Source organism: Sphingobacterium prati (assembly GCF_013167215.1).
Classification (GTDB): domain Bacteria; phylum Bacteroidota; class Bacteroidia; order Sphingobacteriales; family Sphingobacteriaceae; genus Sphingobacterium; species Sphingobacterium prati.
This window is the reverse complement of record NZ_JABJWY010000034.1, coordinates 1094982-1108750: the sequence shown is the minus strand read 5'-3', so window position 1 is coordinate 1108750 and position 13769 is coordinate 1094982. Positions and strand designations below refer to the sequence as shown.

The window sequence follows — 13769 nt, the reverse complement described above, 5'->3', positions numbered from 1 at the left end:
AGAAATGTATGGCAACCGGTTGCATTATTTGGTTATAGTTTTCCCAAATGAAGATACCTTTCAAATCAGTTTATAATTGTAGACCAAAGCTAGCAATAGCAAAATTTTAGTAATAGCAAGAATGTTTAAATGAAGGATAAGAATGTCAAATAGGGTCGATAATGCGGTAAAAATATTTTCATGGACTGGTTTGATCGGATTAATTTAATAAATTAGTTGATAGTTCAGGACGCAATTGAATGGCGAAGATACACCTAAATATATGATACGGATTTTACTGGTAATAACCTCGGCAATGTTAACGTTTTTGTGTTATGGGCAAAATGAGCCTGTAACCTTTCAACGCTATTATTCGAAAGATGGACTTTCCTCCAATACAATCTATAGCATTTTTCGGGACAGTTATGGTTTCCTCTGGCTCGGAACAGAGGATGGACTGAACAGGTTTGATGGCCGTCGTTATCATGTGTATCGTTATGATGCCAATAAAGAGAATAGTCTAATGGCTAATCATATTTCAGCACTCTGTGAAGACAAGAAGGGAAGGGTCTGGATCGGAACAAATGGAGGCGGCTTGAGCTATTTCGATCGACAGGCTGACCGCATTCGAACTTATAATCTTACTCCGGATGGAAAGTGGCTCAGTGCAGCTATAAATGCGATCGATAAAGATTTAAACGGAAATGTTTGGGTTGCTTCTTACGGCGCATTATTTATTTTGAATGTCGATGATTTGCAAAAGAAAGTTGATCAGAAATATAAACCTGTCGTAGAGACCTTTGCAGGTAAAGTGACCAACTGCGTCTTTCGTGATCGACAAAACAACATGTGGGTATCATCGGAGCGTGCTGTGTTCCGCATTTCAAGTGATTTAAAGACCATAAAACGCTTCGAAGTTTTGTCTGAAGGGGAGGGGTATGAAAATGGGGTTGAAATAACTTCTATCGTCGAGGATGATAAAGGCCGAATCTGGATCGGTTCGATGCTCGGACTAAAATACCTAAATCAAGGTGCGTCAAAATTTAACAAATTCATAGCTGGGCCCGGAAAAGGGAATTTGAGCAGCCCACGCATTTATGCCTTAAGTTATAATCTCAAACAGTGCATATGGATTGGAACAGATAACGGTCTTGATGTGTTAAATACAAATGATTTTAGTGTGCATACCTTTAAACCTGATCCAAGCAATATTCATAGTCTTTCACATAAATCTATCCGATCTATATGTATCGATAACAGCGGTATTTATTGGGTGGGAACCTTTCGGGGAGGATTGAATAAATATGATACCAATTTAAGTCAATTTCGATTAAAAAGTCTGGATTTCTTAGCGGGAATGACTGGGGATCCAGCTGTGGTAACATCTTTTGCGGAGTACCAGCATAAAATATTCCTAGGTGTTGATGGTGCTGGTGTCTGGAAGTATGAAAGGGACAGTGATCGACTGTCTCCGATCAAGCTGGCGTCTAACCTACCCTCCGATCTGACCGTATTGACTTTAGAAAGACAACGCGATCAACTTTGGATCGGTACATACCAACATGGTGTACTTTGTCATGATCTGATTAGTGGAAATCTCAAAAGATATACAGCGGGTAACAAAGAAGATAATTTAAATAATAATGATATTTTTTGTCTGAAAACTGATTTTCAGGGTAATATATGGGTAGGAACCAATGGCGGCGGCATTAATATTATTCAAAAGGGAGGTGCAACAGTAAAGAAATACAAACGGACAGAAATCGATAGCGCTGATCTTCGGCTACCGGGAAATTTTATCCGTGCGCTAGAGGAAGACCAGTATCATCGTATGTGGATTGGCACTTATGGCTCTGGGCTTGCCAGGTACGATCCCCAAACAAAACGTACTGCAATTTTTAATATGGAGAACAATAAGCTGCCCAGTAATTATGTGTTGGCCGTGCACAGTGATAAAACAGGGAATTTGTGGATAGGAACAAATGGGAATGGCGTTGGAGTACTCGAAAAAGGAAAAACACAATTTATTACGCTTTCTGAAAAAGATGGTCTAGCTAATGGCGCAATACAAAGTATAATAGAAGATGATAAGGGGCGCATGTGGTTTGCGACGAACAAAGGATTAAGCTGTTATTTTCCGAAAGAAAGGCTATTTAAGAACTATTCGAAAGCTGCAGGATTACAGGAAGGAGCTTTTATGCTGGGAGCGACGCTAAAAATGACGGATGGAGAAATGTATTTTGGAGGACAGAAGGGGTTTAACCATTTTTATCCTGCCAATCTAAAAATAAACATTAATCCAGCTAAGGTAGCGCTAACTGATCTGAAAATTGACAATGTCGTCATTCAACCTACGGATAAAGGAGCTATACAACAATCTCTATTAACAGCAGATCGTATTCACTTAAAGTATAAACAGAATTTCTCTATTTCTTTTGCAGCGCTAAACCTCACGGTGCCGGAGGATAACGAATACGAGTATAGACTTGTCGGATTCGATAAAAATTGGATCCGGAATGGCAAAGAAAATAATGCCTATTATACAAATTTGGATCCCGGAGATTATTTATTTCAGGTACGTGCCAGCAATAACGATGGAATTTGGAACAAGGAAATAAAATCCATTGCCATACATGTTGCTCCGCCATTTTGGCGAACAATATATGCATATATATTTTATGTGATAGCAGTTGCGGGAGCCTTGCTATGGATCAGGCATCGCGGAATCCAAAAGCTAAAACAAAAATTTGCACTTGAACAGGAACGTATCCAAGCGAAACAGCTTATTGAGCAGCAAAAAAGAGACGCTGAAACCAAGCATCAACTGGATGCAATGAAAATTAGGTTTTTAACAAATTTAAGCCATGAATTCCGCACCCCAATTTCATTGATAATGGGGCCTATAGACGCTCTGATAGTAAAAAATAAAGATCGTAAACTGGCTGATTCGCTGAATCTGATTAGCCGGAACGCACGTAGATTGTTAAATCTGGTCAACCAACTGCTTGACTTTAGAAAGATGGAATATCATGAGTTGAAATTGCAGGAAGACGATGGTGAATTAGTGTCTTTCGTACAGGAGGTATTTCGGTCATTTCAGGACATGGCCTTGCAGAAGGGGATAGACTATTCTTTTTTACCTTGCCAAGAAAAAATATATTGCCGTTTTGATCGAAATAAAATCGAGCGCATTTTATTTAATCTTATCTATAATGCCTTTAAATTTACAAATAAAGAGGGAGATATTGCGGTAAGTATAGCATCGGTCAGTTTGAAAGACAGGAAGCTGCAGGTTTGTCTAGAGGTGAGGGATACAGGAATTGGTATTCCTGAACAATTGCAACAATCCATATTTGAAAGTTTTTTCCAACACGACAACGATGGCGCAATTGCTAGCCAAGGTTCTGGCATCGGCTTATCGATTGCTCAGTCATTTGTTCAGATGTATAACGGAAAGATTTCAGTATACAGTGAACCGGAAAAAGGGAGCGTTTTTAAATTTGATCTATGGTTAGATCCAGCTGAACCGAGCTATGAAAATATGCCCGAACAGGAAATAATGCCTTCAGATGCGCCTGTAGAGATTAGACAGTGCCCTCTCGTGCTGATTATCGAAGATGATGAAGACTTTAGGTATTACCTTAAAGAATCTTTAAAAGAATACTATCAGATCATCGAGGCTACCAATGGAAAGGATGGCTGGCAGAAAGCACTTTTTCATCATCCCGATCTTGTGGTGAGTGATGTGCAGATGCCTTACCTAAACGGCATGGAATTTTCGCAAAAACTTGTGCAGGATAAAAGGACAAAACACATCCCAGTTGTGTTGTTGACGGCTTCTCAAGTGGATAATGGACTCGTTTGTGGACTGGAGTCGGGGGCCGTGGATTACCTCACTAAACCTTTTGATATGCATGTGCTGGTAGCGAAGATCAATAGTTTGCTCCATCTAAATCAAGCATTTAAGGAAGTGTACAGCAAGCAGGTATCCATTGTTTTGCCCGAAGTAGCGGTTGTATCAGAAAAGGATAAATTTTTGCAAAAAGTGCTGAATTATGTGCACGAAAATATTGATAACCCGCAATTATCCGTGGAGACCCTGAGTGCCCACACCTCGATGAGTAGAGCTTCCCTGTACAATAAACTGTTGGAACTTACAGGAATGTCGCCGGTAGATTTCATTCGGTCTGTGAAACTGGAAAAGGCTGCTAGCTTGTTGGAGAAAAGCGATAAGTCTATTTCTGAAATAGCGTACCAAACAGGATTTGCGAATCCCAATTATTTTACAAAAGTCTTCAAAGCAAAATATCAAATGACTCCAAGTGAGTTTATACAGTGCCAAAAGATTACTTCCGAGTAAAAGGAGTTAAATTGTTTTTTTCGGCGCAATTTTACAAAAGGGTAATTTGTTTTATACATTTTTACCCTTCTTTTTTTTATTTGTTGCAATGCTGTCCTCTGGAAACCTATAGTTTTGTGTTATAACCAAATCGCCAAAATCTGGCGAATACTAAACTTATCAAGTAAATAAGAGATATGAAATTTTTTATCGATACAGCTAGTCTCAGTGAGATTCGTATGGCTCAAAATTTAGGCGTATTGGATGGGGTGACGACCAATCCCTCCCTGATGGCCAAAGAGGGTGTGACAGGAACAGAAAATGTGCATGGTCACTATAAAGCTATTTGTGCAATTGTCGACGGTGACGTGAGCGCGGAAGTGATTTCGACCGATTATGAAACCATGATCAAAGAGGGCTTGCAGTTGGCTGCTTTGGATTGCAAAATCGTTGTTAAAGTACCCATGACTGAAGATGGTATTAAAGCGATCAAATATTTTAGTACTCAACAGATCAAAACCAACTGTACACTGGTTTTTTCCGCCGGACAGGCGCTGCTCGCGGCAAAAGCCGGTGCGACTTATGTATCACCTTTTGTCGGCAGACTTGATGACATATCTGTCGACGGTCTAGCACTGATCCGCGAAATACGCACAATTTACGACAATTATATGTTTGGAACACAGATTTTGGCGGCTTCGGTACGCCATAGTGCCCATATTTTGGGTTGTGCCAAGATCGGGGCAGATGTCATGACGGGGCCGCTGCAGGCTATATTCTCCTTGTTAAAACATCCTTTGACGGATAGTGGGTTAGCTCAATTTCTCGCTGATCATAAACGTGTTGCTACACAGGGCTTTAATTAATATGGTGATGACTAAAAATAGTATACATAATCTGGAAGCAATTGTTCAACAAGTACGAAGAGATATACTTCGTATGGTGCATGCATGCCAATCTGGACATCCCGGTGGATCTTTGGGCTGTGCGGAATTATTAGTCGGTCTGTATTTTGAACTGATGCAGCGAAATGAACACTTTGATGTCAATGGCGAAGGAGAAGATCTATTTTTTCTTTCCAATGGACATATTTCCCCTGTATTTTACAGTGTACTGGCTCGAGCAGGATATTTTCCGATAAGTGAACTTGCCACCTTTAGAAAGCTTAGCTCACGTCTGCAGGGCCATCCAACGACCCATGAAGGATTGCCGGGGATCCGCGTGGCCTCAGGTTCGTTAGGGCAAGGTCTCTCTGTTGCGATTGGCGCTGCTCAGGCCAAAAGATTAAATAAGGATAACCATTTAGTTTACGTCCTAATGGGAGATGGTGAATTGCAGGAAGGACAGGTCTGGGAAGCGGCCATGTATGCGAGCCATAACAAAATGGACAATTTAATTGCTATTGTGGATTACAATGGAGCTCAGATTGATGGCGCTACAAATGATGTCCTGTCATTAGGGGATTTGCCTCATAAATGGATGGCATTTGGTTGGAAGGTTGTTGAAGTTAGGCGGGGTAATGATGTTGGTTCGGTCATTGCCGGCCTTCGAAGAGCTCAGTCGATGACAGCCGAAAAAGCCCCGATCATGGTATTGTTGCACACAGAAATGGGCAATGGTGTCGATTTTATGATGGGATCACACAAATGGCATGGTGTGGCACCGAATGACGCTCAATTGGAGTCAGCATTACGCCAAAATGCGGAAACGTTGGGTGATTATTAGTATCATGCATGAAGAGATTTCGAAATTGATTAAAATAAAATGAAAAAATATACATACTCAGAATCCAAGGATACGCGATCTGGATTTGGTGCTGGTTTGTTGGAAGCGGCGAGACAAAATAAAAATGTGGTAGCGCTCTGTGCTGATTTAGTTGGCTCCCTCAAAATGAATGATTTTATCAAGGCTTATCCGGACCGTTTTTTTCAGATTGGCATTGCTGAAGCGAATATGATGGGCATCGCTGCTGGACTTACTATTGGCGGGAAAATACCTTTTACCGGTACATTTGCCAATTTCTCGACCGGGCGTGTGTACGATCAGATTCGTCAGTCCATTGTCTATTCGGATAAAAATGTGAAGATTGCGGCTTCGCATGCGGGGCTTACTTTGGGAGAAGATGGGGCAACTCATCAAATTCTGGAGGATATCGGATTGATGAAAATGCTCCCCGGGATGACGGTCATCAATCCATGTGACTATAACCAAACCAAAGCGGCAACAATAGCAGTGGCAAAACATCAAGGTCCTGTTTACCTGCGTTTTGGACGCCCTATTGTTCCTGTTTTCACAGCCGAAGATCAGGAATTTGTGATTGGCAAAGCTGTGCTGCTCAATTCAGGTGTTGATGTTACTATTATAGCGACTGGACACTTGGTATGGGAGGCAATCCGGGCGGGAGAGGAATTGGAAAAGCTGGGAATTGATGCCGAAATCATCAATATACATACCATCAAACCTCTTGATAAGGAGGCTGTACTGGCATCGATCGAAAAAACGGGTTGTGTGGTGACGGCCGAAGAACATAACCGTATCGGTGGGCTTGGTGACAGTATCGCGCAGCTATTGACCAAACAAATGCCTGTACCTCAAGAATATGTTGCCGTAGATGATAGTTTTGGTGAATCGGGAACACCGCGTGAACTCATGGACAAATATGGGCTAAATGCCGATGCCATAGTGGCATCTGTACTTCGAGTACTAAAAAGAAAACAACTCAAATAGTCAAAAAACGGGGACAGCCCCATATTTTTAGTCCTAATCAACCAATTGTAAAAATGAGAAAGATTGTTTGCACAGCATTATGTATGATGTCGATCAGCTTGTTGTCCCATGCACAACAGGCTGCACCAAAGGGATTTGACGTGGAAAGGGAACTGGTGTCTACCGGAAAAATAGATTCTATTATTTATCCGTCTAAAACGGTGGGCGTGCCCCGAAAAGCACTGATATATACACCTCCAGGATATAATTCCGAAAAAAAATATCCTGTACTGTACCTCTTGCATGGAATCGGAGGTGACGAACGTGAATGGATTAGGCATGGAAATCCACAGATTATTTTTGACAATCTCTATGCCGAAGGTAAAATGGAACCCATGGTGGTGGTGATGCCCAATGGTCGTGCGATGAAAAATGACCGTGCCGGAGGAAATGTCATGGCACCGGACCGCGTAGCTGCATTCTCGACTTTCGAAAGAGATCTGCTTGACGACCTGATTCCCTTTGTTGAAAAACAATTTCCAGTTGTCCAAGACCGTGAGCATCGTGCGATCTTTGGGCTATCTATGGGCGGAGGTCAGGCATTGAATTTTGGATTAGGCCACATCGATACGTTTGCATGGGTGGGTGGGTTTTCTTCTGCCCCCAACACAAAGATGCCACAAGAATTATTACCCGCTCCAGAGGAAGCTAAAAACAGGCTAAAACTGTTGTGGGTTTCCTGTGGCGATCAAGATGGTTTGCTCAGTATAAGCAAAAGGACACACGAGTACCTTTTGGATCATGAGGTGCCTCACATATACTATTTAGAATCTGGAGGACATGATTTCAATGTGTGGAAAAATGACCTTTATAATATTTCTCAGTTGTTATTTAAGGTGGGCAAGTAGCATAGCTATGATAACGGCCTTACAAAAGGTGTTAGCTATAGGATTAGATGTAATTTAAATAGGGTGTTATCGCATGAAAATAATTTTGAAACTGTAGTATGGGAAATTTTATTGTGAAGTATGGAGGTATATTGACAGTGTTTTTTTTATTGAATACAACACTGTCGTGTGCGCAAAAGAGATCCGAGCTGACCATGTGGTATGACCGCCCCGCTGATTCAACGATCTGGGAACAAGCCTTGCCACTTGGAAATGGAAGAATGGGAGCCATGGTTTATGGCATTCCGTCCTGTGAAAAAATACAGCTCAACGAAGAGACCATATGGGCTGGCGGGCCTTATCGCAATGATAATAAGAAGAGTGGGTCTGCTTTAAAAACGATTCAGAGCGATATTTTCGCAGGAAGATTAGCTGAGGCCGATAAACTCGCAAACCAAACTTTTTTTACAAAAACACATGGCATGCCCTATCAAACTGGAGGGAACATCCTGTTAAGATTTCCAGGACATGAACAGTATCAGAACTATTATCGCGCACTTGATCTTGAGCGTGCTATCTCCTTGACACAGTATACCGTAAATGGAGTTACCTTCACACGCGAAATGTTTGTCTCCTTTGCCGATGATGTCATCGTGATGCAGATAACATCAAGTAAAAAAGGACAAATTAATTGTGAATTAAGCTATGATAATGAGTCGGAACACCGTATTTTTAAAACTGGTCATTCGCTGGTTTTGGAAGGGAAGGGTAGTGACCACGAGGGGATCGCTGGTCAAATTGTTTATCAAACACATACAGCCATACAAAATACAGATGGACTAGTAGATGTTTCGGATAAAAAAATTGATGTGAAAGGAGCAACTCGGATGCGTATTTATATCTCGATGGCGACCAATTTTAAACATTACAATCTACTGGGTGATGATCCATTCACGCAAGCTGCGGACCGACTGTATAAGGCAATGTCTGCTCATTATCCATCTGCATTAAAACGCCATACAGGCATTTACGCTAGGCAATTCCAACGCTTTAAGCTACGGCTTGGAGAAGAAACGAATCAAGTGGACCAGCCCTTACAAGCCCGTATAGCTAACTTTACAAAAACACAAGATCCTGAACTTGTGGCTCTGCTAGCACAATTCGGACGTTATTTGCTGATCTGTTCGTCACAACCTGGAGGACAACCCGCCAATTTACAAGGGATATGGAATAGCTCCATGTCACCAGCTTGGGATAGTAAATACACCATCAATATAAATACAGAGATGAACTATTGGCCTGCGGATGTCACTAATCTTTCACATACGCAGTACCCGTTATTTGAGATGATCAAGGAGCTCAGTGAAAGCGGAAAAGAGACAGCTCAAACGATGTACAATGCTAGGGGTTGGGTTGCACATCACAATACGGATATATGGCGTGTGACGAGCCCGATTGATTTTGCGGCGGCTGGAATGTGGCCGAGTGGCGGATTATGGCTATCACAGCATCTTTGGGAACATTATCTGTTTAGTGGAGACAAAATATTTCTAAAACAAGCTTATCCCATTATGAAAGGGGCTAGCGAATTTTTACTTTCGGCGCTTATCCAACATCCAGCTTATTCAGACAAAGACTGGTTGGTGCTTAGCCCCTCAATATCACCGGAGCAAGGACCTTTGTCTGCAGGTGTGACTATGGATAATCAGCTCTGTTTTGATATGTTAACCCGTACGGCTAAGGCGGCAGAAATCCTGGGAGTCGATGGTCTTTTCAAAGATAGTTTGCTGATGACGGCAAAACGTATTCCACCCATGCAAATTGGCAGATATGGTCAATTGCAGGAGTGGCTTGAGGACTTGGACGATCCCCAGAATAAGCATAGGCACGTCTCACATTTATATGGTTTGTTTCCTGGTAATCAGATTTCTCCCATTCGTACACCTGAATTGTTTGAGGCTGCGCGCAACTCATTAATGTACCGCGGTGATTTTGCAACAGGATGGTCTATCGGTTGGAAAATCAATTTGTGGGCACGCCTACTGGACGGAAACCATGCCTATGAAATCATTCAAAAAATGCTTACGATAGCAGATCAAAATCATCCTGAAGGAAGAACTTATCCGAATATGTTTACTGCTCATCCTCCCTTTCAGATTGACGGTAATTTTGGGTTGACGGCGGGCGTAGCGGAAATGTTGGTTCAAAGTCACGATGGCGCTATACATTTGTTGCCGGCTATTCCCGATCGCTGGAAGGAAGGCGCTGTACAAGGGATAAAGGCTCGTGGCGGTTTTGAGATCGAACTCTGTTGGGAAAATGGCCGTATAAAAAAGGTTGTTGTGTCTTCATCATTGGGGGGAAACTTACGATTAAGAACAGCATCAGCACTGCGAGGAAAGGGTTTGCAAACGGTTAACAAAGTGCAGTCTAACCCTTTGTTAGTTCCAGCAACAACGCCCGCAGCCATGATTTCGCCGAACGCAAATTTGAAAGGAAACAATTTGCAGAGCTATCATGAATATGACGTGCCTACTGTGCCTGGAGGAAAGTATACTTTTAGTGGTCTATAGAATTAATCCAATTATTTAACCTGATCAACAACTTAACAATGAAAATTACCGTGCTCGCTCTATCTTTTTTTGCCTTGTTTACAAGCGCTTCAGCGCAACAGGCGAAAAACCCGATCATTTTTGCTGATGTACCTGATATGTCGATGATACGTGTTGGCGATACCTATTACATGAGTAGTACAACCATGCATATGAATCCCGGACTTCCGATTATGAAATCCAAAGATTTAGTTAATTGGACATTGGTAAATTATGCGTATAACATTTTGGCAGATACCGATGAACTAAATCTGTCGCAGCATAAAAATGCATATGGACATGGCTCATGGGCGAGTAGCTTACGTTTCAATGATGGTAAATACTATGTCAGTACATTTTCCGCAAACACAGGAAAAACTCATATCTACACCACAAGAGATATAGAAAATGGTCCCTGGGAAGCAAAAGAATTTACGCCAATGCTGCACGATCACAGTTTATTCTTTGAGAATGGGAAAACCTATATACTGTGGGGCGGGGGACGTTTACATATGGCCGAATTGGCACCAGATTTTTCTGGTATAAAACCCGGGACGGAGCGGATACTGATCAAAGATGCTTCCTCGCCAAGTCTGCCTAAAGACGGAAAGATGGGCCTACCTGCCGAAGGATCACAGTTGTTTAAGATAAATGGTATGTATTATCTTTTTAATATTTCTTGGCCACAGGGAGGGATGCGTACGGTTATCGTGCATCGGGCTGCCCGGCTTGAAGGACCTTATGAAGGTAAGGTAGTCCTACAAGATCAGGGAGTAGCACAAGGAGGGTTGATCGATATGCCGAACGGGACATGGTATGCTTATCTTTTTCAGGACCATGGCGCAGTTGGCCGAATCCCATTTCTGGTACCTGTCAGCTGGGAAGATGGATGGCCTATATTGGGTGTTCAGGGGAAGGTACCAGTTGGATTAAGCCTCCCAGCTAACAAAGCGCTACTGCCTGGTATTGTTAATTCGGATGATTTTAATAGAAAAAAAGGACAACCAGCCTTGCCTTTGGTGTGGCAATGGAATCATAATCCTGACCCTGATCTATGGTCCGTAACCGAACGCAAAGGCTTCTTGCGATTGAAAACAGGAAAACTTACGGATGACTTTTTACAAGCCAAGAACACACTGACACAACGAACTATTGGTCCTACTTGCAGCGGTTCTATTGCTATTGATGTATCGGAGATGAAAGATGGTGATTTTGCAGGTTTGTCGCTGTTGCAGAAAAATTATGGCCTCCTTGGGGTTCGTATGGAAGGAAATAACAAATCACTGGTTATGGTCAATGCGACGACGGGAATTCCGGAAGAGGTAGCCAAGATCAGCCTGAAGGAGCAACGTATATTTCTTAAGGCGAGTTGTGATTTTACAAATAGAAGAGACATTACCGAATTTTTTTACAGTATCGACGGACGCCATTGGACTGCCATAGGCACCCCGTTAAAAATGAGCTACACGATACCTCATTTTATGGGGTATCGGTTTGGACTTTTTAACTATGCTAGCAAAGCAGCTGGCGGTTATGTTGATATTGATTATTTCCATATTGCTACAAATTAATACGATATGAGACGACAATTTTTTACGCGGGTAATTTTCTGTTTTCTGATCATATGGTCTGTAAAGACAAATGTTTTAAGGGCCCAGAATCCAATTGTACAAACAGCATATACAGCGGATCCCGCCCCTATGGTGTATAATAATCGCCTGTATCTCTATACGACACAAGACGAAGAAGAGTCCACTTGGTTTAACATGAACAATTGGCGTGTCTATTCAACCGATGATATGGTCAATTGGACCGATCATGGTGCGATTTTGTCCTACTCTGATTTTGAGTGGGCAAAAGGTGACGCTTGGGCAGCGCAATGTGTGGAGAAAAACGGTAAATTTTACTTATATGTACCTGTTATTTCCAAATTGAACAATCGGGGAGCAATTGGTGTAGCAGTAGCAGACAGCCCGCTGGGACCATTTTATGATCCTTTGGGAAAACCACTTGTGCAAAGCGAGGAGGGAGATATTGATCCGACCGTATTTGTCGATGATGACGGACAAGCCCATATGTACTGGGGTAATCCAAAATTGAAATATGTAAAACTCAATGCAGATATGATTTCGTATCAGGACGATATTGTGGAGGTTCCTATGACGGCAGCATCGTTTGGCAAAAGAGAAGGAGATCCCAAACGACCGTCTACTTATGAGGAGGGGCCGTGGTTGTACAAAAGAAATAGCCTATATTACCTTTTTTGGGCAGGCGGCCCTTTACCTGAATTTATTGGTTATTCGACCAGTAAAAAAGCAGAGGGTCCATGGAAATATGGTGGTGTGGTCATGCCTGCTGAAGGCAGGGCTTTTACCAATCATCCCGGTGTGGTCGACTTTAGGGGAAAGAGCTATTTCTTTTACCACAACGGAGCTTTGCAGGGAGGAGGAGGTTTCACGCGCTCGGTCGCTGTACAGGAATTGAAGTTTAATCCTGACGGTAGTATCTTCCCAATGAAAATGACAACAGGGATTACTGGAGCACTTAAAACTGTGAATCCCTATAGCCTTATACAGGCTGAAACAATCTCTTGGTCTGAACATGTAAAATCTTTTCAAAATAATAAAGTAGGCCTTTTTATTAAAGCCCTCAAAAACGGCGCATATACAAGCATAAAAAACGTTGATTTTGGCGACAAGGGTGCGATGAACTTCTTTGCGCGGGTTGGCACTACACACAATGGTGGTATCAGCATGGAGGTGAGGTCAAATGCAGTTGATGGACCTATTCTAGCGACAATCCAAGTTCCGATGACAGGCGGCGATGACAGATGGACGACAGTAGACAAACAATTGTCCAATAAAGTGACGGGAGTCCACGATTTATATTTTGTTTTTAAAGGTAAGGTACCTTCCAATGTTCTATTTTTTGATTGCTGGAAATTTGGTGGCTTGGGTGTTTCCAACCTTGGCGGAGAGACAATGTCAGATTAAACATTGATCAGGGAAGCCAAATTCTCGCTTGGCATAAAATACCCAGGATAGACTAATAGTGACTTATCATCGTGCAGAATCAATCAAAGGTTAAACATCCCAAAGCGGTATGCTATACCTGACAATAACCCCGAAGAGGGTAATCTGATAAATAACGGGGCATTGTTGGCGGATCCATTTCGTGCCGACAATTGGTTATGTAAATATGCATTGAATAGCAGGGTAATAATAAAAACAACAATAAATCAATAGAACAGGAATAGAAGTAACTTAA

General features: G+C 42.1%; 8 protein-coding genes. All 8 read left to right on the top strand.

Features of this window, described 5'->3' with window-relative positions; all coding sequences use genetic code 11:
* Positions 1 to 295: 295 nt before the first annotated feature.
* Entirely contained in the window at positions 296 to 4339 is a 4044-nt protein-coding gene (locus HPC41_RS14955) for a two-component regulator propeller domain-containing protein (protein WP_216660762.1), read from the top strand.
* Positions 4340 to 4515: 176 nt separating this feature from the next.
* Positions 4516 to 5184, top strand: coding sequence for a fructose-6-phosphate aldolase (gene fsa / locus HPC41_RS14950; protein WP_172394759.1), 669 nt, complete (start codon positions 4516 to 4518; stop codon positions 5182 to 5184).
* 7 nt (positions 5185 to 5191) lie between these two features.
* On the top strand, positions 5192 to 6043 hold the full coding sequence (locus HPC41_RS14945; RefSeq protein ID WP_172394758.1) for a transketolase: 852 nt from the start codon (positions 5192 to 5194) through the stop codon (positions 6041 to 6043).
* 39 nt (positions 6044 to 6082) lie between these two features.
* Positions 6083 to 7045, top strand: coding sequence for a transketolase family protein (locus HPC41_RS14940; protein ID WP_172394757.1), 963 nt, complete (start codon positions 6083 to 6085; stop codon positions 7043 to 7045).
* Between the two features lie 53 nt (positions 7046 to 7098).
* Complete coding sequence (locus tag HPC41_RS14935; RefSeq protein WP_172394756.1) at positions 7099 to 7932, top strand: alpha/beta hydrolase; 834 nt, start codon at positions 7099 to 7101, stop codon at positions 7930 to 7932.
* A gap of 98 nt (positions 7933 to 8030) precedes the next feature.
* On the top strand, positions 8031 to 10484 hold the full coding sequence (locus HPC41_RS14930) for a glycoside hydrolase family 95 protein (protein WP_172394755.1): 2454 nt from the start codon (positions 8031 to 8033) through the stop codon (positions 10482 to 10484).
* Positions 10485 to 10522: 38 nt separating this feature from the next.
* On the top strand, positions 10523 to 12073 hold the full coding sequence (locus tag HPC41_RS14925) for a glycoside hydrolase family 43 protein (protein WP_172394754.1): 1551 nt from the start codon (positions 10523 to 10525) through the stop codon (positions 12071 to 12073).
* A 6-nt stretch (positions 12074 to 12079) separates the two neighbouring features.
* The gene (locus HPC41_RS14920; protein ID WP_172394753.1) at positions 12080 to 13495 is read left to right on the top strand and encodes a glycoside hydrolase family 43 protein; all 1416 of its coding nucleotides are present in this window, start codon (positions 12080 to 12082) and stop codon (positions 13493 to 13495) included.
* Positions 13496 to 13769 lie beyond the last annotated feature (274 nt).

Bases quoted from the DNA above. Each gene is read 5' to 3' on its own strand.
- HPC41_RS14935 (WP_172394756.1), top strand. From the start codon at position 7,099: ATGAGAAAGATTGTTTGCACAGCATTATGTATGATGTCGATCAGCTTG.
- HPC41_RS14925 (WP_172394754.1), top strand. From the start codon at position 10,523: ATGAAAATTACCGTGCTCGCTCTATCTTTTTTTGCCTTGTTTACAAGC.
- HPC41_RS14920 (WP_172394753.1), top strand. From the start codon at position 12,080: ATGAGACGACAATTTTTTACGCGGGTAATTTTCTGTTTTCTGATCATA.
- HPC41_RS14945 (WP_172394758.1), top strand. From the start codon at position 5,192: ATGACTAAAAATAGTATACATAATCTGGAAGCAATTGTTCAACAAGTA.
- fsa (WP_172394759.1), top strand. From the start codon at position 4,516: ATGAAATTTTTTATCGATACAGCTAGTCTCAGTGAGATTCGTATGGCT.
- HPC41_RS14940 (WP_172394757.1), top strand. From the start codon at position 6,083: ATGAAAAAATATACATACTCAGAATCCAAGGATACGCGATCTGGATTT.
- HPC41_RS14955 (WP_216660762.1), top strand. From the start codon at position 296: ATGTTAACGTTTTTGTGTTATGGGCAAAATGAGCCTGTAACCTTTCAA.
- HPC41_RS14930 (WP_172394755.1), top strand. From the start codon at position 8,031: ATGGGAAATTTTATTGTGAAGTATGGAGGTATATTGACAGTGTTTTTT.